Source organism: Aestuariivirga sp. (assembly GCF_046294715.1).
Lineage (GTDB): Bacteria > Pseudomonadota > Alphaproteobacteria > Rhizobiales > Aestuariivirgaceae > Aestuariivirga.
This window is the reverse complement of sequence record NZ_JBKBKI010000034.1, coordinates 24,805-43,662: the sequence shown is the minus strand read 5'-3', so window position 1 is coordinate 43,662 and position 18,858 is coordinate 24,805. Positions and strand designations below refer to the sequence as shown.

General features: G+C 64.0%; 24 protein-coding genes. 5 read left to right on the top strand and 19 right to left on the bottom strand.

Annotated features, from left to right (window positions below; translation table 11 throughout):
* Positions 1 to 948 (top strand): protein-methionine-sulfoxide reductase catalytic subunit MsrP (gene msrP, locus ACK4HL_RS17520; protein WP_409763040.1); only part of this gene is annotated, 948 nt, incomplete at its 5' end.
* 255 nt (positions 949 to 1,203) lie between these two features.
* On the opposite strand, the gene ACK4HL_RS17515 is transcribed toward msrP, so the two are convergent.
* From ACK4HL_RS17515 to trxB, 4 genes are all read right to left on the bottom strand, one after another.
* Positions 1,204 to 1,428, bottom strand: a complete 225-nt coding sequence (locus ACK4HL_RS17515; RefSeq protein WP_409763037.1) for a hypothetical protein — start codon at positions 1,426 to 1,428, stop codon at positions 1,204 to 1,206.
* A 27-nt stretch (positions 1,429 to 1,455) separates the two neighbouring features.
* Complete coding sequence (locus ACK4HL_RS17510) at positions 1,456 to 1,722, bottom strand: hypothetical protein (RefSeq protein WP_409763034.1); 267 nt, start codon at positions 1,720 to 1,722, stop codon at positions 1,456 to 1,458.
* 85 nt (positions 1,723 to 1,807) lie between these two features.
* Complete coding sequence (locus ACK4HL_RS17505) at positions 1,808 to 2,713, bottom strand: LysR family transcriptional regulator (RefSeq protein ID WP_409763031.1); 906 nt, start codon at positions 2,711 to 2,713, stop codon at positions 1,808 to 1,810.
* Positions 2,700 to 3,662 carry a thioredoxin-disulfide reductase gene (gene trxB, locus ACK4HL_RS17500; protein ID WP_409763028.1) on the bottom strand — a complete coding sequence of 321 codons (963 nt, stop codon included), beginning with the start codon at positions 3,660 to 3,662 and terminating at the stop codon, positions 2,700 to 2,702. The genes ACK4HL_RS17505 and trxB overlap by 14 nt, the downstream gene beginning before the upstream one ends.
* 225 nt (positions 3,663 to 3,887) lie before the next feature.
* Here trxB and ACK4HL_RS17495 point away from each other — a divergent pair, with 225 nt between their 5' ends.
* The 3 genes from ACK4HL_RS17495 to ACK4HL_RS17485 all read left to right on the top strand — a co-directional run bounded on the left by ACK4HL_RS17495 (position 3,888) and on the right by ACK4HL_RS17485 (position 6,211).
* Entirely contained in the window at positions 3,888 to 5,072 is a 1,185-nt protein-coding gene (locus ACK4HL_RS17495; protein WP_409763025.1) for a benzoate/H(+) symporter BenE family transporter, read from the top strand.
* 60 nt (positions 5,073 to 5,132) lie between these two features.
* Positions 5,133 to 5,621 carry a pyridoxamine 5'-phosphate oxidase family protein gene (locus tag ACK4HL_RS17490; protein ID WP_409763022.1) on the top strand — a complete coding sequence of 163 codons (489 nt, stop codon included), beginning with the start codon at positions 5,133 to 5,135 and terminating at the stop codon, positions 5,619 to 5,621.
* A gap of 74 nt (positions 5,622 to 5,695) precedes the next feature.
* Positions 5,696 to 6,211: a glutathione peroxidase gene (locus tag ACK4HL_RS17485; RefSeq protein ID WP_409763019.1), complete on the top strand. Its 516-nt coding sequence runs from the start codon at positions 5,696 to 5,698 to the stop codon at positions 6,209 to 6,211.
* A 45-nt stretch (positions 6,212 to 6,256) separates the two neighbouring features.
* Here the strand turns inward: ACK4HL_RS17485 and ACK4HL_RS17480 are convergent, their stop codons facing one another.
* From ACK4HL_RS17480 to ACK4HL_RS17430, 11 genes are all read right to left on the bottom strand, one after another.
* The gene (locus tag ACK4HL_RS17480) at positions 6,257 to 6,982 is read right to left on the bottom strand and encodes a hypothetical protein (RefSeq protein ID WP_409763016.1); all 726 of its coding nucleotides are present in this window, start codon (positions 6,980 to 6,982) and stop codon (positions 6,257 to 6,259) included.
* Between the two features lie 98 nt (positions 6,983 to 7,080).
* The gene (gene greA / locus ACK4HL_RS17475; RefSeq protein ID WP_409763014.1) at positions 7,081 to 7,554 is read right to left on the bottom strand and encodes a transcription elongation factor GreA; all 474 of its coding nucleotides are present in this window, start codon (positions 7,552 to 7,554) and stop codon (positions 7,081 to 7,083) included.
* Positions 7,555 to 7,831: 277 nt separating this feature from the next.
* A complete protein-coding gene (carB, locus tag ACK4HL_RS17470) occupies positions 7,832 to 11,197 on the bottom strand; it encodes a carbamoyl-phosphate synthase large subunit (RefSeq protein WP_409763011.1) in 3,366 nt (1,121 codons plus the stop codon).
* 71 nt (positions 11,198 to 11,268) lie between these two features.
* Positions 11,269 to 11,583: a hypothetical protein gene (locus tag ACK4HL_RS17465; RefSeq protein WP_409763008.1), complete on the bottom strand. Its 315-nt coding sequence runs from the start codon at positions 11,581 to 11,583 to the stop codon at positions 11,269 to 11,271.
* Between the two features lie 123 nt (positions 11,584 to 11,706).
* On the bottom strand, positions 11,707 to 11,913 hold the full coding sequence (locus ACK4HL_RS17460; protein WP_409763005.1) for a hypothetical protein: 207 nt from the start codon (positions 11,911 to 11,913) through the stop codon (positions 11,707 to 11,709).
* A 196-nt stretch (positions 11,914 to 12,109) separates the two neighbouring features.
* Positions 12,110 to 12,313, bottom strand: a complete 204-nt coding sequence (locus tag ACK4HL_RS17455; protein WP_409763002.1) for a hypothetical protein — start codon at positions 12,311 to 12,313, stop codon at positions 12,110 to 12,112.
* Between the two features lie 285 nt (positions 12,314 to 12,598).
* Complete coding sequence (locus tag ACK4HL_RS17450) at positions 12,599 to 12,808, bottom strand: hypothetical protein (protein ID WP_409762999.1); 210 nt, start codon at positions 12,806 to 12,808, stop codon at positions 12,599 to 12,601.
* A 284-nt stretch (positions 12,809 to 13,092) separates the two neighbouring features.
* Entirely contained in the window at positions 13,093 to 13,347 is a 255-nt protein-coding gene (gene rpsU / locus ACK4HL_RS17445; RefSeq protein ID WP_409762995.1) for a 30S ribosomal protein S21, read from the bottom strand.
* A gap of 77 nt (positions 13,348 to 13,424) precedes the next feature.
* On the bottom strand, positions 13,425 to 14,507 hold the full coding sequence (locus tag ACK4HL_RS17440) for a 5-(carboxyamino)imidazole ribonucleotide synthase (protein ID WP_409763046.1): 1,083 nt from the start codon (positions 14,505 to 14,507) through the stop codon (positions 13,425 to 13,427).
* Positions 14,507 to 14,971: a 5-(carboxyamino)imidazole ribonucleotide mutase gene (purE, locus tag ACK4HL_RS17435; RefSeq protein WP_409763043.1), complete on the bottom strand. Its 465-nt coding sequence runs from the start codon at positions 14,969 to 14,971 to the stop codon at positions 14,507 to 14,509. The genes ACK4HL_RS17440 and purE overlap by 1 nt, the downstream gene beginning before the upstream one ends.
* Positions 14,972 to 15,027: 56 nt before the next feature.
* A complete protein-coding gene (locus tag ACK4HL_RS17430; RefSeq protein ID WP_409762992.1) occupies positions 15,028 to 15,243 on the bottom strand; it encodes a YdcH family protein in 216 nt (71 codons plus the stop codon).
* Positions 15,244 to 15,371: 128 nt separating this feature from the next.
* Here ACK4HL_RS17430 and ACK4HL_RS17425 point away from each other — a divergent pair, with 128 nt between their 5' ends.
* Positions 15,372 to 15,548 carry a YdcH family protein gene (locus tag ACK4HL_RS17425; RefSeq protein WP_409762989.1) on the top strand — a complete coding sequence of 59 codons (177 nt, stop codon included), beginning with the start codon at positions 15,372 to 15,374 and terminating at the stop codon, positions 15,546 to 15,548.
* Here the strand turns inward: ACK4HL_RS17425 and ACK4HL_RS17420 are convergent, their stop codons facing one another.
* The 4 genes from ACK4HL_RS17420 to ACK4HL_RS17405 form a co-directional block, all read right to left on the bottom strand.
* On the bottom strand, positions 15,549 to 16,952 hold the full coding sequence (locus tag ACK4HL_RS17420; RefSeq protein ID WP_409762986.1) for an amidase: 1,404 nt from the start codon (positions 16,950 to 16,952) through the stop codon (positions 15,549 to 15,551). It abuts the gene before it with no gap.
* Positions 16,953 to 17,020: 68 nt separating this feature from the next.
* Positions 17,021 to 17,815 (bottom strand): inositol monophosphatase family protein, encoded by a 795-nt coding sequence (locus tag ACK4HL_RS17415; protein WP_409762983.1) that lies wholly within the window; start codon positions 17,813 to 17,815, stop codon positions 17,021 to 17,023.
* Positions 17,816 to 17,889: 74 nt separating this feature from the next.
* Complete coding sequence (locus ACK4HL_RS17410; protein ID WP_409762980.1) at positions 17,890 to 18,549, bottom strand: exopolysaccharide biosynthesis protein; 660 nt, start codon at positions 18,547 to 18,549, stop codon at positions 17,890 to 17,892.
* Positions 18,550 to 18,621: 72 nt separating this feature from the next.
* A complete protein-coding gene (locus tag ACK4HL_RS17405) occupies positions 18,622 to 18,819 on the bottom strand; it encodes a heavy-metal-associated domain-containing protein (RefSeq protein ID WP_409762977.1) in 198 nt (65 codons plus the stop codon).
* Between the last annotated feature and the right edge of the window lie 39 nt (positions 18,820 to 18,858).

Genomic DNA, 18,858 nt, shown 5'->3' with positions numbered 1-18,858 from the left:
AGACAAATCTGGGACGTTCCGGCCTCGCGCGTGACGCCGGAACAGGTGTTCCTCAACCGCCGCAGCTTCATCGGGGCCGCGGCGGGGGCACTCGCACTCGCCGCGGCGAGGCCCGCGTGGGCTGCGGAAGACCCTTCGGCCGGGCTCTATCCTGCCACATCCAATCCGGCCTTCGCCGATGCCGGGCGGCCGGTGACGGAAGCGGAATACACCACCACCTTCAACAACTACTATGAGTTCGGCTCCTCGAAGCGGATTGCCGCAGCGGCGGAGAAGCTGCCGGTCCGCCCCTGGGAGGTGGTGTTCGACGGCGAGATCGATAAGCCGTTCACCATCGGCATCGACGAGCTCCTGAAGAAGGTAACGCTGGAGGAGAGGACCTACCGCCACCGCTGCGTCGAGGCATGGTCGATGGTGGTTCCGTGGACGGGCTTTCCGGCGAAGGCGCTGGTCGACCTTGCGAAGCCCAGGAGCGACGCGAAGTTCATCCGCTTCGAGACCTTCAACAGACCGGAGGTGGCGACGGGCCAGCAGGAGGGCTTCTTCACCAGCTATCCCTGGCCTTACGTCGAAGGCATCACCATGGCGGAGGCGATGAACGAGCTGCCGCTGATGGTGACGGGTGCCTATGGCAAGCCGCTGCCCAACAGCATGGGCGCGCCGCTCCGCCTGCATCTGCCGTGGAAATACGGCTTCAAGTCGATCAAGGGCATCGTGCGGGTGAGCTTCACCAAGGAAAGGCCGGTGAGCTTCTGGGAGACGCTGGGGCCCAGCGAATACGGTTTCTGGGCGAATGTGAATCCGGAGGTGCCGCATCCCCGCTGGAGCCAGGAGACGGAGCAGGTGCTGGGCACCGGCGAACGCATACCGACGGTCATTTACAACGGCTATGGCGAGCAGGTGGCTTCGCTTTACGCCGGACTGGAGAAGGAACGGCTGTTCATGTGAAGAAAAAGGCCGGTCGAATGGACCGGCCTTGAGTTGCCCGTTTTCCCTCGTCGCCGAGAGATTGGCCCGCGCCGCACCCCATCAGGGAAAAGGGGACGCGAACCCATAGGCCGCGGTTGCAAGGGGAGGGAGCAACGGCGGCGAATTCCGCGCCGGAAACGCGGTAGGTCGAGGATGATCCCGCTTGCGGCCCCGGGCAAGCTCGGCTCCTTCATGGGAGCCATGCCGCAGGGGCATGATCGGCGCAGGATCGCCTCAGATGCGGTCGTCCTCCGCGTGGTTTCCCGCATGGTCCTGCAGCTGTTCCGACTGAACCTGCTTGCCATCGAGGCCGCGCTGCTTCGAATGCTGCTTCTTGTCCCGGTTGGAGAGAACCATGTTCTCACCAAGCTTCTCCCGCGGGATTTCCGTCATGGCGCCGCTGCCGTCGCCCTTGCCCTGGGTTCCGCGGCCAAAATGCTTCTTGTCTCCGCCCGGCATGTCATGTGCTCCTTCAAAGTGTTGATGTCAGTCGGCTTCCTCGGCATCGGTGTGGCGCTGCGGCTTGTGGCCCTGCTGGCCGCCGTCATTGTGCTTGTTGTGGGTGCTCTCCTGGTTCATGCCGCGGCGGCTCACCGGAAACTCGCTCTGGCGCTCGTCAGGATGGCTGGGCGAACCGGCCGTGCTGCGGGCGGGAATGTCGGATGCTGCCTCCTCTTCCCTTCGTCCGTCCGGATAATCGCCCTTGCGCTCGAAGGTGCGGATCTGCTGCTCATGCGTCTTGCGGCCAGCCATGACTTCTCCTCCGTTCTGTCAGTCGAACGGGGAACGGCATGCCGGAACAGAAGGTTCCTGTGTGGAGGAGGAGGGGATCACCCCCTCAGAAGCTCCACTCCTTGGCCTTGGCCACCAGGAAATCGCGGAACACCGTGACGCGCTTGGTGTCCTTCAGCTCTTCGGGATAGACGAAGTAGGTGTCGAACTCCGGCGTCTCGACAGGAACGTCGATCTGCACCAGGCCTGAATCCTCCGGCACGATGTAGTCGGCGAGCGAGGCGATGCCCATGCCTGCCTGAACGGCGCGGCGCAGGCCATAGGCGTTGTTGACGCGTAGCGCCACGGGCCTGGGATCACCCTCGGGGCGGCCGACATGCTCGAGCCAGTTCACCGGCGTCAGGTAGTTGGGCGCCTGGCCGAAGGTGAGGATCTTGTGCTTGTCGAGTTCCTCGAGTGATTTGGGGATGCCGTTCTTCTTGAGGTAATCGGCCGAGGCATAGAGATGATGATGCACGGTGAACAGCTTGCGCTGGATGAGGTCCGGCTGGGTCGGCCGCCGCAGCCTGATCGCCACGTCCGCCTCGCGCATCGAGAGATCGAGTTCGCGGTCGTCGAGCAGCAGCGTGACGTTGATCTCGGGGTAGATTTCGGAGAATTCGCGCAGCCGCGGCGTGAGCCAGACGCTGCCGAGGCCAACGGTCGTGGTGATGCGGAGCTCTCCGCTCGGCTTCTCCTTCGAGTCCATCAGGCGCGTCTGCGCGGCGGTGAGCTTGGTGAACACCTCGTGCGCCGTGCGATAGAGCATCTCGCCCTGCTCGGTGAGGATGAGGCCGCGGGCGTGGCGGTGGAAGAGCGGCACGTTCAGCGCATCCTCGAGCGCGCTGATCTGCCGGCTCACCGCCGACTGCGAGAGGCCGAGCTCATGGCCGGCATGGGTAAAGCTCCCGGCATCCGCCACCGCGTGGAAGATCCGGAGCTTGTCCCAGTCCATGACACTACTCAGCGGCATGGCGCACCTCCGACTGCGTGTGGAGCCAGCGTTCGGCCTCGAGTGCCGCCATGCAGCCCATGCCGGCGGCGGTGACCGCCTGGCGGTAGACGTCGTCGGTCACGTCGCCCGCCGCGTAGACGCCAGGGATTGCCGTGGCGGTGGACCGCGGCTCGGTGATGAGGTAGCCGCCCTGCTTGAAGGGGAGCTGGCCCTCGAACAGCTCGGTCGCGGGCTTGTGGCCGATGGCGATGAAGATGCCGTCGACCGCCATGTCCTGGGTCTCGCCCGTTTTCACGTTCTTCAGGCGCGCGTGGGTGACGCTCTTCGGATTCTCCGTTCCCAGGACATCAGCGAGAGTCGTGTCCCACATGACCTTGATCTTGGGATGCGCGAAGAGGCGGTTCTGCAGGATGCGCTCCGCCTTGAACTCGTTGCGGCGATGCGCGACGATCACTTCGCTGGCGAAATTGGTGAGGAAGAGCGCTTCCTCGACCGCGGTGTTGCCGCCACCGACGACGAGAACGCGCTTGTTGCGATAGAAGAAGCCGTCGCAGGTGGCGCAGGCCGAAACGCCGAAGCCCCGGAAGGCCTGCTCGGAGGGAAGCTCCAGCCACTTCGCTTGCGCGCCGGTGCAGATGATGAGGGCATCGCAGGTGTATTCTTGGCCTGAGTCGCCCTTGAGCCAGATCGGGCGTGACTTGAGCTTCACCTCGGTGATGGTGTCGGAAACGATATCGGTGCCGACATGCTCCGCCTGCGCCTTCATTTGTTCCATGAGCCAGGGACCCTGGATCACGTCGGCGAAGCCGGGATAGTTCTCGACGTCAGTGGTGATGGTGAGCTGCCCGCCGGGCTGTATGCCTTCCACCAGAACAGGCTTCAGCATTGCGCGGGCGGCATAGATCGCAGCGGTGTAACCGGCAGGCCCCGATCCGAGGATCAGGACCCGGGCGTGGCGGGCGGACATGTCTGACTCCAGTTGCTATGAGAAAATAACATAGCTCAATTGGGCCCAACTACAAGCCCACCACAAGTCCTTGTGCACAAAGGTCCTCCGCGAGAGGCTCCGAAGGCATGCCCTCTTTGGTTGTGGCGCGCCCTACGCATGAGGTAGCAGGCGAGAAGTCTATCGCGCCCGCCGGAGGGCTTTGCTACATCGCTGGCGATCAACACTGCCAGCCGGAGCCCGTCCTTGACCGACGCATCGCTGTCCTCCTCCCGGTCGGGCTGGTTCAGCCTCGTTTCGTCGACCTTCACCGCCGTCGTGGTTGGCTTCGCCTCGACCATCCTCGTCATCATGGAAGCGGCGCGGAACGTGGGGGCAACACCAGGCCAACAGGCCTCCTGGGCGGCTGCGTTGTGCTTCGGGATGGCGGTGTCATCCTTCGTCCTGTCCTGGCGCTATCGCATGCCGCTGATCACCGCCTGGTCGACCCCCGGCGCCGTGCTGATCGCCACCTCCGGCGCCGGCATTTCCTACGAGAACGCGCTTGGTGCCTTCGTGGTGGCAGGAGTCCTCATGGTGGTGGCGGGTCTCATCAAGCCGCTCGAAAGGGCAATCGAGAAAATTCCGGCGCCCGTCGCCGCAGCCATGCTGGCGGGCGTTCTGCTCCGCTACACTCTGGGAGTTCCGGGTGCCGCCATGGCCATGCCCTGGGCCGTGCTGCCGCTCGTCATCGTGTTCTTCGGGCTGAGGCTTTCCTACCCCCTCTATGCGGTGCCTGTGGTGGTGGTGGCGGGAGTGGCCATCGCCGGCCTCGGCGGCGGCTTCGCAGGGACGTGCTGCGATTTCGGCGTCACTACGCTCGAATGGACCACGCCCGCATTCGATCTCGAGACGATCCTCTCGATCGGGGTGCCGCTGTTCCTCGTCACCATGGCGTCTCAGAATCTTCCCGGCTTCGCGGTGCTGAGGGCGAGCGGCTACCAGCCGCCCGTGCAGCCGGCACTGCTCGTCACCGGCGCGACATCGGTGGCGCTGGCGCCCTTTGGCAGCCATGCGATCAACATGGCGGCGATCACCGCCTCAATCGTCACCGGTCCCGACTGTCACCCGGACCCGGGGAAGCGCTGGCTGGTCGCTTGGCCCTATCTGGTGTTCTACGGGGTGATTGGCCTCATGGCCGCCAGCTTCGTCGCCGTGCTGGGCGCAATGCCCAAGGACTTGATCACGGCGATCGCCGGGCTGGCGCTGTTCTCGCCGCTCATGGGCGGCATCACCGCCATGATGAAGGAGCCGCGCGACATCGAGAGCGCGCTGGTCACGTTCCTGGTCACCGCGAGCGGGCTCACCATAGCGGGGGTGGGTTCGGCCTTCTGGGGGCTGGTCGCCGGGCTTGCCCTGTTCGCCGCGCGGCACTTGCTCAAGCGGAACTGAGCACGGCCGTTCGCGTTCCCCCTCGCGGAAACAATGGAACCCGATGAGGAGGGCCGCGCGATGGCCAGCAAGTCGCACGAACTCGAAAAGAAATTCTGGATGGCGCTCAAGTCCGACATGGTCATGATGCTCGGGCTCGTCGGCGTCGAGGAGAGCCACACGCGGCCGATGACGGCGCAGCTCCGCGGCTCGGAAGGCCCCATCTTCTTCTTTACCGCCCGTGACAACACCCTGGTGCAGAATCTTCGCGCCGACAGCCGGGCCATCGGCACCTTTGCCTCCAAGGATCACGATCTCTTCGCCAGCGTGCACGGGCGGCTGTCGCTCGACAACGATCCCGATACCATCGACGAGCTGTGGAACCCCTTCGTGGCCGCCTGGTATGAGGGCGGCAAGGATGACCCGGAACTGGCGCTGATCCGCTTCGATGCCGACCGCGCGGAGATCTGGGAGAACGAAAGCGGGCTTTTTGCGGGGCTCAAGATGCTGTTCGGCCATGACCCGAAGGACGACGCCAAGAACCACGTGGCGCAGGTCAATCTGCGCTGAACCGAGATCCGCCAAGGCGTTGCGTGCGTTAGAGGACCATGCGAAAGCTGGTCCTCGTTCTTTTCCTGTCACTGATGGCAAACAGCCCCGCCATGGCCGAAACAACAGCGCATGACTTCACCCTGACCGGCATCGACGGCAAGGCGATGCCGCTCTCGCAATTCAGGGGCTCCACCCTTCTGGTCGTGAACACCGCATCCGAATGCGGTTACACGCCGCAATATGAAGACCTGGAGAAACTCTGGCTTGCCTACAAGGACAAGGGCCTCGTGGTGGTGGGGGTGCCCTCCAACGATTTCGGCGGCCAGGAGCCGGGCTCGGCCGAAGAGATCGCCAGCTTCTGCAAGCTGAACTATGGCGTCACCTTCCCGCTGGCGGACAAGACGGTGGTAAAGGGAGAGGCTGCCCATCCCTTCTACAAGTGGGCTGGCGAGCAGGCGGGGCTGCTGGGCAGGCCGAAGTGGAACTTCCACAAGTACCTGATCGGTCCGGACGGCCGCTTCATCGACTGGTTCTCGACGCAGACCAAGCCCATGGGACCGAAGATCAGGACGGCGGTGGAAAAGGCGATCGCCTCTCACACCCGATAGAGGCACGCCGCACCTTGCGGCATGCCCCCTCGCGTGCCGTCCGACCTAGAGCGTGCCCTCGGTCTCGCCTTCCTGCTCGCCGGTGGTGTCCTCGCCGGTCGTCAGTTCCGGGGCCAGCGGAGTGCCGGTCTCCACTTCGATGTTCAAGTCTTCCAGCGTCTTGCCCGAGGTTTCCAGGTAGCCTGCCAGTTCGGGGTCGTTTTCCACGAGCTTCTGGTTGATCGCCGCGATCATCTCGGGCGTCACGTCCTTGTTGGCGATCTCGTCCAGGGTGTTTTGCAAGTCCTCGAGTGTGGGCTCCGTATCGTCCGGCGTTCCGTTGAGATAGCTCCGAAGTTGCGCCCCATAGACCATGGTGACGCGGCCGATCAGCGAGTTCGCGGAGGCATTGGCCAGTGCATTGGGCGAGGCATGGAGGAAACCGTTGATGTTGCCGAAGCTGCTGGCCGAGGCATCGCCGGAGCCGTCTTCAGATTTGGTAGCCTTTGTCGTCTTTGTCGCCTTGGCCGACTTGGCCGACTGGCTCTTCGCGCCGCCGCCATTGGACGACTGGCTGTTCGAGCTTCCGCCCCCGCCCCCGCCGCCGGTCCCGCCGTTGCCGCCCTTGCCGTTTCCGCCTTTTTCCGCCAGCGCCGGCGCTGCCGCCAGTGCCATTCCGAGGAGAACGGCCGATGCCGTTTTGCCGAACGCACGAAGATCGATATTCATCATCCCTGATTTCATCCCGCTGATTTGCGAAGCCGCCCGCTCTCCGAAGATGGCGGCGGCCAACTGATAATTCGCTTACAATATCATGTAAACGATGTCCTGAAATGAACAAAGCCGGCGCGAAATGCGCCGGCTTTTCCCTTCAAGGTTGATTTCTGCGGCTAACGCCACGCGACCTTGGCGATCTCGTAGGACTTGCCGCCACCCGGCGTGCTGACTTCGACGGAATCGCCCTTCTTCTTCCCGATTATTGCCCGGGCGATGGGCGAAGACACGGAAATCTTGCCCTTCTTCACGTCGGCCTCGAATTCGCCGACGATCTGGTAGGAGGTCTTCTCGTCGGTCTCCTCGTCGATCAGCGTCACCTTTGCGCCGAACTTCACCACGTCACCCGACAACTTGGAAATATCGATGATCTCGGCGCGCGAAAGCTTGTCCTCGAGTTCGGCCACGCGGGCTTCCGTCCAGCCCTGCTGCTCCTTGGCGGCATGATACTCGGCGTTCTCCGAAAGGTCGCCGTGCGAGCGGGCTTCCTCGATGGCCTTGATGATGCGCGGGCGCTCCACCGTCTTGAGGTGCTTCACCTCATCCATCATGGCGGCGTGGCCTTCGGCGGTCATTGGCACTTTGTCCATCGGTCTCGTCCAGTCTTGTCCAGTTTCTTGGTCCCTCGGCCGCTTCCAGCCGGAGGGACAAGTGCGATATCCGTGTCTTGGAAAAACGACACCCGGCGATACGGAGGATCCGTATCACGCCGGGCGAGCCGAGAAGATGGCCTATCTCGGCCGAGATTTCAAGGGGAGGGGGCGGTTCGGCGTCAATCCGGGCCCGCGCCTAAACCTAAAGATTGTGATTGCTGCCCCAACAGCGTTCCCCAAGGGTGGACGGTTGCCTCGCCCTCCTGTCGGTCCTTCAGAAGTATTCCTGCAGCGGCTTCACGTCGAGGCGGCCTTCCCGCTGGGCGGCTATGGCCTTGGTGACGGCGAGGATTCCCGGCAGCGTGGTGTAGTAGGGCACCTTCTGCATCAGTGCGGTCTGGCGGATAGGCTTCGAATCGGACTGTGAGGCTCGTGTCTCGGTTGTGTTGAGGACGAGCTGAATCTCGCCGTTCTTGATCGCGTCCACGACGTGCGGGCGGCCCTCCAGCACCTTGTTGATCTTGGTGGAGGGAATGCCCTTTTCCTCGAAATAGCGCTGGGTGCCGCCGGTGGCGACGAGCCGGAAGCCCATCTCGACGAACTTCTTCATGGCCGGCAGGATCTTCGCCTTGTCGGCATCCTTGACCGAAATGAAGACGGTGCCGGCCTGGGGCATGCGCATCCCCGCGCCGATCTGGCTCTTGGCGAATGCCATGTCGTAGCTCTGGTCGAGGCCCATGACCTCGCCGGTCGAACGCATCTCCGGGCCCAGCAGCACGTCCACGCCAGGGAAGCGATTGAAAGGGAAAACCGCTTCTTTTACAGCAACATGCGAGAGTTTCTTCGGTTTCAGCCTGAAGCTTTCAAGGGTTTCTCCGGCCATCACCCGGGCGGCGATCTTGGCCACCGGCGTGCCGATCACCTTGGCCACGAAGGGCACGGTGCGCGAGGCGCGCGGGTTCACCTCGAGGACGTAGACCTCGTCGTCCTTGATGGCGAACTGCACGTTCATGAGGCCGACGACGTTGAGGGCCAGCGCCATCACCTTCGCCTGGCGCTCCAACTCCTCGATCACGGTGGACTTGAGCGAGTAGGGCGGCAGCGAGCAGGCAGAGTCGCCCGAGTGGATGCCGGCTTCCTCGATGTGCTCCATCACGCCGGCGATGAACACGTCCTTGCCGTCCGAAATCGCGTCGACGTCCACCTCGATGGCGTTGGAGAGATAGCTGTCGATGAGCACCGGCGAGTCGCCCGACACGACCACGGCCTCCGCGATGTAGCGGTCGAGCTGCGCATCGTCCTTGACGATTTCCATGGCGCGGCCGCCCAGCACGTAGGAGGGGCGGATGACGACCGGAAAGCCGATCTTCCTCGCGATCTTCCTGGCTTCCGCGCCGGAATAGGCGATGCCGTTTTCCGGCTGGCGCAGCTTCAGCTTCCTGAGGAGCTTTGAGAAGCGGTCGCGGTCCTCCGCGAGGTCGATGGCATCGGGCGTGGTGCCGAGGATCGGCACGCCCGCCTTTTCCAGCGCGCCCGCCAGCTTCAGCGGCGTCTGGCCGCCGAACTGAACGATGACGCCCTTTAGCTTACCGTTCTTCTGCTCCGTGTTGATGATCTCCAGCACGTCCTCGGCGGTGAGCGGTTCGAAATAGAGCCGGTCCGAGGTGTCGTAGTCGGTCGAGACGGTCTCGGGATTGCAGTTGACCATGATCGACTCGTAGCCGGCGTCGTGCAGTGCGAAGCAGGCGTGGCAGCAGCAATAGTCGAACTCGATTCCCTGGCCGATGCGGTTCGGCCCGCCGCCCAGAATGATCACCTTCTGCCGGTCCGAGGGCCGCGCCTCGTCCTCGGCGTCGTAGGTCGAATACATGTAGGCGGTCGGGGAGGCGAACTCCGCCGCGCAGGTGTCGATGCGCTTGAAGACCGGGCGTACCTGGAGCTTGTGGCGGTGGGCGCGCACCTTCTCCTCGGAGAGGCCGACGAGCTCGCCGAGACGTTTGTCAGAGAAGCCCATGGCCTTGAGCCGCCTCAGGTTGGCGGCATCCTTCGGCAGGCCGCGTTCCCTGACCTTCTCCTCCGTCTGGACGATTTCCTCGATCTGGCGGAGGAACCAGGGCTCGTACTTGCAGGAGGCGAAGACCTGATCGACGCCCGCCCCCATGCGGAAGGCCTGGGCGATCTTCAGGATGCGGTCCGGCGTGGGTGTGCCAAGTGCTGCCCGAATGGCGTTCTTGTCGTCGCCTTCGCCGGCACCCTCGATCGCGACCTCGTTGAAGCCCGTGAGCCCCGTCTCGAGGCCGCGCAGCGCCTTCTGCATCGATTCTTGGAAGGAGCGGCCGATGGCCATCACCTCGCCCACCGACTTCATGGCCGTGGTGAGGGTGGGGGAGGCGCCGGGGAATTTCTCGAAGGCGAAGCGCGGGATCTTGGTGACGACGTAGTCGATGGTCGGCTCGAAGGCGGCGGGCGTGGCGCCGCCGGTGATGTCGTTGGCGAGCTCGTCCAGCGTGTAGCCGACCGCCAGCCTCGCGGCGACCTTGGCGATCGGGAAGCCGGTGGCCTTGGAGGCAAGCGCGGAGGAGCGCGAGACGCGCGGGTTCATCTCGATGACGACAAGCCGACCGTCCGCCGGGTTCACGCCGAATTGAACGTTGGAACCGCCCGTCTCGATGCCGATCTCGCGCAGCACCGCGATCGAGGCGTTGCGCATGATCTGGTATTCCTTGTCCGTCAGCGTGAGCGCCGGGGCAACGGTGATCGAATCCCCCGTGTGCACGCCCATCGGATCGACGTTCTCGATCGAGCAGACGATGATGCAGTTGTCCGCCTTGTCGCGGACAACCTCCATCTCGTACTCCTTCCAGCCCAGCACGGATTCCTCGATCAGCACCTCGGCGGTGGGGGAGGCGTCGAGGCCCTTTTCCACGATGTCGAAGAATTCCTCGCGGTTGTAGGCGATGCCGCCGCCGGTGCCGCCCAGCGTGAACGACGGTCGGATGATGCAGGGGAGCCCCACTTCCAGCATGGCCTCGAAGGCCTCCACCATGGCGCGGTTGCGGTACTTGCGCAACCGCTCAGGCTCTTCCGCCGCCCATTTCCGCTCGAACGCCTCGAGATCGCCGCCCTCGGCCCGGAGCCGGGCCGATTCGGCCGCATAGAACTCCTTGTCGGCATCCTTGGCGGCGGAGGCGTTGGCCAGCATGGATTTCGGCGTGTCGAGGCCGATTTTCTTCATCGCCTCTCGGAACAGTTCGCGATCTTCCGCCTTGTCGATCGCATCCGCCTTGGCACCGATCAGCTCGACGCCGAATTTCTCGAGAACCCCCATCCGGTTGAGCGACAGGGCGGTATTGAGGGCGGTTTGGCCCCCCATGGTGGGGAGCAGCGCGTCAGGACGCTCTTTCTCGATGATACGCGCCACGACTTCCGGCGTGATCGGCTCGATGTAAGTGGCATCCGCCAGGTCCGGGTCCGTCATGATGGTGGCCGGATTGGAGTTCACCAGGATGATGCGGTAGCCCTCGGCCTTCAGCGCCTTGCAGGCCTGGGTACCGGAATAGTCGAACTCGCAGGCCTGGCCGATGATGATCGGTCCAGCCCCGATGATGAGGATGGATTTGATGTCGGTGCGCTTTGGCATTTGAGGGAAACCCGAATTTTGGGTTCCCTACACAATCGGAGGCGGGATTCCAAGCCCAATCGGCCCTGGCCTCAAAGCCCCGCCATGTCACTCTTGGTGGTGAAGCACTTGACCTGCTTGAAGGCCGTGCAGCCCTGCGAGCACACTTTGCCGGAATCGAGCGTCCGGGTGGAGGCGTAGCTCTCGCGCTGGAAAATCATGGCGCGGTCATAGCCCTGGACACGGCAGAAGGCGTCGGCCGCCGGCTTTCCGCAGATTCCGTCTGCAAGGCAGGCATCGACGCGAATGCCCTCGAACTGGGGGGAAAAGAAATTCCTCACCTGCGCCGCCGAGGCGGCGGAAGGAGCGAGGCTGAGAATCAGAAGGCCGGCGAGCAGAGGGCGCATCGCAATCACTCCATCGAACAAGCCAGTTATCAGAGAGTGCGGCGGAGGGGCCGCGAGAGGGGGACGGAACGGGCCCCTCCGCCACGCGAGCCCTGGCGCAAACACGCCAGAGGCGGGTTGGTATCAGACATCGATGCAGCGGCGAACATTGCACGGCTCCATCGAAATCTGGCCGGCAGGCGGCCAGACCTGGTTCTTCGCGACGACAGTGACGTTCTCGATCGCCAGCGGCGTGACAACCGTGTGCGGCGCATGGCGCGTCGCACCGGCAAATGCGCCGGCGGAGAGGAACAGCACGCTCAGGATCATCGAAGTGGTCAGGGTCTTCATCGTCATGTCTCCGTGCAAGAGAACGTCCGTGATCGGAGAAGGTTGCACCGCGTGTTCCGAACTGGTGCTGAATGCGGCGTTCATCCGGCGTTTGGATTCAACTTTGCTTGAAAGGGCAGGCCCCGGGATCTTTCCCGGGGCCGCCTGAGTTGGGGCGGTTCGCTTTGCAGGGGATGGGCCCGCCCGGGGAAGTTCGTCAGCCGCGCGTCACGAGGCACTCACTGTCGAGGCATTCCTCGACGGTGAGCGGCCCCATCAGCGGAAATGCCTGGTTCTTTTCGATCACCGTCACATTGGTGTCGGTCTCATCGATCGAGGTGCGCTGCTGGGGCGCAACGGCGGCGACCGCACTGGCGGCGGTGCCAAGGGCAATCAGCAGGAACATCGTGTAGCGCGTCATCTGGGTCTCTCCCGTCCGAGCCGGTGTTCCCGGCTGCTCTCGTCATGGGTAGGTTCTAGGACGGTGGCGGTGGCAAGACTGTAACGCAGATCACAGGGCCAATTTTTTTTGTAACGATCCTTACAAGTGTCTCGATCGCTGTTCTGGGATCTGCCGGTGGCCAAAAAAGAACCCCGGACGGGGTCCGGGGTTCAGGTGCAGGCAGTGTTTGCAGGGGATGGGGGGGAAGTACTGCCTGGGGATTGAACTCATATCGTAACCGTGGCGCCGGACTTCAAGCCTCCCTCAGGAGGCGAGATCGGAACAATCCTCCTCCGTGCATTCCTCGACGGTGATGGGACCGATGACCGGGAAGGGGCTGTTCTTCTCGACGATGGTCTCATGGGAGGCTGGCGCAACGGCGGGCGCTCTCAGCTCCGTGTCGGGAGCGACGGCGGCGGTCGCGGCTGCAGCCATGCCGAGCGCGGCCATCATGATGAATGCATAGCGGATCATATCGACGCTCCCTCCAAAGTCCTTGCGATGTCCGGATTGCTCTCGCCGCACCGGGAAGCCGGGGACACGATTCGCCGTCCATCTGATGAGCTTATCTAGGGGAACATCCGTTCAACCTTGGGACGGAGGTGTTACGTGTTTGTGGTAGGTTGTGGCCGGTTTGAGGCAATTACGGCAATTGCCTTATTTGGAAAGGGGATTGTTTGCCCGGATGCAATTCGCCCAAAAACACAAAGGCCGCGCTCCCGGAGGAGGCGGCCTCGTCGACATTCTCTGCATAGAACTCAGGACGCGCGGGGACCGCGCGCAGGAGCCTCGACCTTCTTCGGCATCGGCAGCAGGCCTTCACGCTGCAGCTTCTTGCGCTGCAGCTTGCGGGCGCGGCGCACAGCCTCGGCCTTTTCGCGGGCCTTCTTCTCGGACGGCTTCTCATAGTGGCCGCGGAGCTTCATCTCGCGGAAAATGCCCTCGCGCTGCATCTTCTTCTTGAGGGCCTTCAAGGCCTGGTCGACGTTGTTGTCACGAACTACGACTTGCAAGTGCTACCTCTGAACAGGTGTGGTTAAGGCTTTAGGCCCTTCGGCCTTCAACGTGGCGGGCGGGTTAGCACAGTCTCTCAGGGCTGTCGAGGGGTCAGCCGATTGAAATGGCCCATTTTCCGGCCCCGTCTGGCTTCCGCCTTGCCGTAAAGATGGATGTGGACGGCTGGTTCCGCCGCCAGTTCGCACCAGCGGCCGATTTCATCGCCCAGCAGATTGGTCATCACCACGTCGGAATGGCGGTCGGGCGCGCCCAGCGGCCAGCCGCAGATCGCCCGTATATGCTGCTCGAACTGGGAGACGTGACATGCGTCCATGGTCCAGTGGCCGGAGTTGTGGACGCGGGGGGCGATCTCGTTCACGACCACGTCTCCACCCGCGACGAACATCTCCACTCCGATGACTCCGACGTAGTCCAGTGCCGCGATGATGCGCCCGCCGAAGCCGCGCGCCTTCTCGGCAACGTCCGCGGGGATCGAGGCCGGCACGGTCGAGGTTTTCAGGATGTGGTGCTCGTGATGGTTCTCCGGCACGTCATAGACCGCCACCTCCCCGGACCAGCTCCGTGCGGCGATGACCGATATCTCCTTCTCGAAGGCAACGAAACCCTCGAGAATGGCGGGCTGACGGCCGATCTCGGCGAAAGCGGCATCCGGGTCCGCTCCGGGGTGGATCTTCGTCTGCCCCTTGCCGTCATAACCGAAGCGGCGGGTCTTCAGCACCGCCGGGGTACCGATGCGCGAGAGGGCCCGCTCCAGCGTTGCCGTATCGGAAACCTCGGCAAAGGGCGCGACGGGAATGCCGAGGCCGTCGATGAAGGTCTTCTCGGCGATACGGTCCTGGGCGGTCTTCAACGCGGCAACGCCGGGGGCCACAGGGACGAACCGGTCGAGGAAGCCGGCGGTGTCGCCCGGCACGTTCTCGAACTCATAAGTCACCACGTCTACCGCTCGGGCGAAGCCTTCGAGCGCGGCGAAATCGTCATAGGCGGCGATGGTCCGGGCCGCAGAGACCGCGAAAGCCGGGCTGTGGGCCTCGGGCGCGTAGATATGGCAGTCGATGCCCAGCCTCGCCGCGGCGAGGGAAAGCATGCGGGCGAGCTGCCCGCCACCCAGGATGCCGACGCGGGAACCGGGCGGAAGTGGATCGGCGACCTTCATCATGTCTCGTCTTTCGGGCGCTCGGCCACGGCGGCAGTCTGGGCGGCGCGCCAAGCCTCGAGACGCCGGGCGAGGGCGGGATCGGTGAGGGAGAGGACGCTCGCGGCGAGGAGAGCGGCATTCACCGCGCCGGCCTTGCCGATGGCCAGCGTTCCCACCGGAATTCCCGCCGGCATCTGGACGATCGAGAGCAGCGAATCCTCGCCCGAAAGCGCCTTCGACTCGACCGGAACGCCGAAGACGGGGAGGCTGGTCATCGAGGCGGTCATGCCGGGGAGGTGGGCGGCGCCCCCGGCACCCGCGATGATTACCCTGAAACCCTTCTCGCGCGCCGTGGAGGCGAAGTCGTAGAGGCGCTGCGGCGTGCGGTGCGCCGAGACGATGCGGTCGTCATGGGCGATCCCGAGCGCATCGAGCGTGATGGCAGCATGCTTCATGGTCGCCCAGTCCGACTGACTGCCCATGATGATGGCAACGGGGGGTGATGTGGTGGCCACGGTTGTCCAGTCCCTCTCGGCTGTCAGGCGATGATGTCCGGGAGCAGCATGGTCTCGATGCGCTGGATCTTGTCCTTGATGTCCAGCTTCATCTTCTTGAGCCGCCTGAGTTGCAGCTGGTCGCCGGTTCCCGCCTGCTCGAGGGAGAGAATGGCAGTGTCGAGGTCGCGGTGCTGGTGGATGAGGTTCTGCAGCTGGGTTCGCAACTGCACTTCCTGAATGACGTCCAGCTTCGGCATCGACCCGCCCTTTGGGTACAGCGATCACGTTTTCGCAATTCTTCACTAATGCCCTTTGCAAGGGTTCGACAAGCCCCCAGCTCTATGGCATCATTAACCCAATCCATAGTCCAACAGTGGAGGATCGCATGAGTCTTCAAGCGCATCTTGGTGAACTGCAGGCGAAGCACCGGGCCCTCGAGGCCGAGCTCGCCGAGGCAATGATCCACCCGGCTTCGACCGACGCCGAAATCGCCGAACTCAAGCGCAAGAAACTCAGGATCAAGGACGAAATCTCCCGCCTGCAACACCAGAACGCCGCCTGATCAGAAGCCCGGCGGCCGGGCCTTGTGCCAGTCCGTTGCCTGCTCATAGGCATGGGCGGCGTGCAGCACGGTCCGGTCGTCGAACATGCGGCCAACGAGGTGCAGGCCCGCTGGAAGCCCGGCTGAGGTGAAGCCGCAGGGCACGCTTGCTGCCGGTTGTTGGGTGAGATTGAACGGATAGCTGAACGGCGTCCAGTTCACCCACTTGCCCTTGTCGTCCGCAGCGACGGGCGCCAACTTTCCAGCTTCGAAAGCGGGAATGGGCAAAGTGGGCGTCACCAGCAGGTCGTAGCCCTCCATGAACTGGCGCATTCTGCTGCCAAGGAGGCCGCGTTCCTTCACCGCCTCCTGGTAGTCATCGAGCCCGATTGACATCGCCTGCTCGACCACGTCCCTGAGCGCGGGGTCGAGCAGCTTCTTCTTCTCCGGCGGAAGCTGCCCGAGAAGGGCACGGGCGCCCGACCACCAGAGGATACGGAAGCAGGAAGCGGGGTCGGCGAAGGGCGGATCCTTCTCATCGACTTTGGCGCCCAGTTCCTCGAGCACCTTCACCGCCTTCTTCACCAGCCTGGCGATCTCGGGATCGACCTCGACATGGCCGAGTGTCGGGCTGAAGGCGATGCGCAGGCCCTTGAGGCCCTTGCCGAGCTTCGCGGTATAGTCCGTGCCGTCATAGGGCAGGGAGTGCCAGTCTCGCGAGTCGGGCTGGGCGATCACGTTCATCATCAGGCAGGCGTCTTCCACGGTGCGGGTCATCGGTCCCACATGGGCGACTGTGCCGAAGGGTGAGAGCGGATAGGCGGGCACGCGGCCGAATGACGGCTTGTGGCCGAAAATGCCGGTGAATCCCGCCGGAATGCGGATCGAGCCGCCGCCGTCGGTGCCGAGCGTCAGCGGCGCATAGCCCGCCGCCGCCGCGGCGGCGGAACCGCCGGACGAGCCGCCGGGCGTCCTGGTCACGTCCCACGGGTTGCGGGTGATGCCGGTGAGCGGCGAGTCCGTCACGCCTTTCCAGCCGAATTCCGGCGTCGTGGTGGAGCCGAGGAAGACTGCGCCGCATTCCCTGAGCCGCGCCACGCTGGGCGCGTCCTGGTCCCAGGCCTGGTCCGGGCTCACGGTGCGGGAGCCGCGCAAGGTCGGCCAGCCGCGCACCAGGAGAAGGTCCTTGATGAGCGCGGGTACGCCGTCGACCGGCCCCTGCGGCTCGCCCTTCATCCAGCGCTTTTCACTGGCGCCAGCGGCGGCGAGTGCCTCCTCCGGCCTAATCTCCACTATCGCGTTGAGCGCCTTCTCGTGGCGCTCCATCTGGGCGAAGCAGGCGCGGGCCACCTCAACGGGCGAAAATTTCTTCTTGGCATAGCCCTTCACAAGCCTTGCCGCCGATTTCCACTGAAGGTCGGTCACGGATGGAATCTCCCCTTCTCGCGGCGGAACCATAGCCGCAGCCTGCTGGCGGGGCCAGTGCCGGCGCGTCAGGCCGCGCGGGCCTTGCTCAGAGCGTCCTTGAACTGCGGCATGAGGTCGGCGTTGGTGGCGAGGATGTTGCCCGTTTCCATCGGGTTCTTCTCGCCATCGGGGTCGGCAGAGAATCCGCCCGCTTCGCGGACCAGGAGAATGCCGGCGGCGACGTCCCAGGAGTTAACGTTGCGGCAGACCATCGCGTCGAAGCGGCCGGCGGCGACATAGGCGAGCGACAGGGCGGCCGAACCCGTGCCCCTGATGCCCACCACACGAGCCTGCAGCACGGAGATTTCGGCGCGCGAGAGGGGCAGGTCCTTGCCGCCGCGATGCGGAATTTCATAGCTCACCAGCGTTTCGTGAATGTCGCGGCGCTGGGCGACACGCAGGCGCTTGTTGTTGAGGAAGGCGCCGCCGCCCTTTTCCGCGGTGTACATCTCGTCGGTGATGGGGTTGTAGGTGATCGCCGCCACCAGCTCGTCCTTCCTCTCGAGCGCCACGGTGATGGCGAAGAGCGGCACCGAATGCATGAAGTTCATGGTGCCGTCGATCGGGTCGATGATGAAGCGGTGGTCCGGGTCGGTGCCCGGCACGCTGCCCGTCTCCTCCGTGAGGAAGGCATAGCCGGGGCGCACCTTCGCGAGTTCCTCGCGCAGTATCCTGTCGCAGCGTTTGTCGGCCGCCGTCACGTAGTCGCCCGGCCCTTTCTGCGAGATCTGGAGATTGGCGATCTCGCCATAGTCGCGCTGGAGCGTGCGGGCCGCCTTGCGGACGGCGGCTGTCATCACGGTGAGGACGGGAGAAGACACGAGTGCTGGTTCCTTCGAATTCGCAGGATGGGGCCGGATAGCAGGATTGCCTCGGAAGGGGAAGCTTGCCCGGCTCAGAAGCCGAAGAGCGCCCGGAAGAAGGCCACGACGCCGATATAGAGGGCGGACGAGATCAGCGCCAGGACAGCGACCGAGGCCACACCCAGAAGATAGCCCAGGAAGACCGCCATCCCGTCACGTTCGGCAAGGCCCAGCGCAACGCAGCTGATCGCGGCGGCGGGCAGCATGTTGTTGAACGGGATGGGCAGGAACAGCACCAGCGCCAGGGCGAAGGTGATGAGGCCGATCAGCCGCTCGGCAAGGTCGGACGCGACGATCAGTCCGAAACGGGGCTTCAGCACCCGCTCGATCTTGCCCATGAAGGGCAACATCTTGGAAACGAAGCTTCCCAGCACCTCGCGCGAGATGCGGCGCTTGCGGATGGTCTCCGGCAACCACAGCGATTGACGGCCCATCATCAGCTGCCAGGTCAGGATGACGAGCGGCAGCCCGAGGATGGCGGAGGTGCCAGGGGGCGTGGGAATGATGTTGGGCACCGCAAAGATAAACATGAGGGCGCCGAATGCCCGCTCACCCAGCGAGTCCACGAGCGCGCCGATGGTGGTGTCCTCACTGGTGTCGATCGACCGGACGATATCCGACAGGCGGCTTGGCTTCTTGGGCCATGGGTCGGGCCCGGAATGATTCGGGCCGGTGTAATTGTCTTGCTGCACGGGAACTCCGGTCACTTGCCGGTGAAGCTAGCCGAACTTCCCGCCCAGCGAAACATAAAGCGACGGTATCCCTCACGCCGGGTTGCTGGAGTAGCCGGCTTCGTCGAGCGCCCTGGCAATCCTCGGTGCCGGCGCCGTCGTCTCGATCCTCAGGGTCTTCGAGGCGAGATCGGCTTTCACATCGGCCGTGGGGTCGATCGACTTGATGGCCTTTGTGAGCGTGCTCACGCAGTGTCCACAGGTCATGTCAGGTACGGTAAGCGTTATCATTCTTCAGTCTCCGTTCTGGTTCTGGCCGGTTTGCCTTCT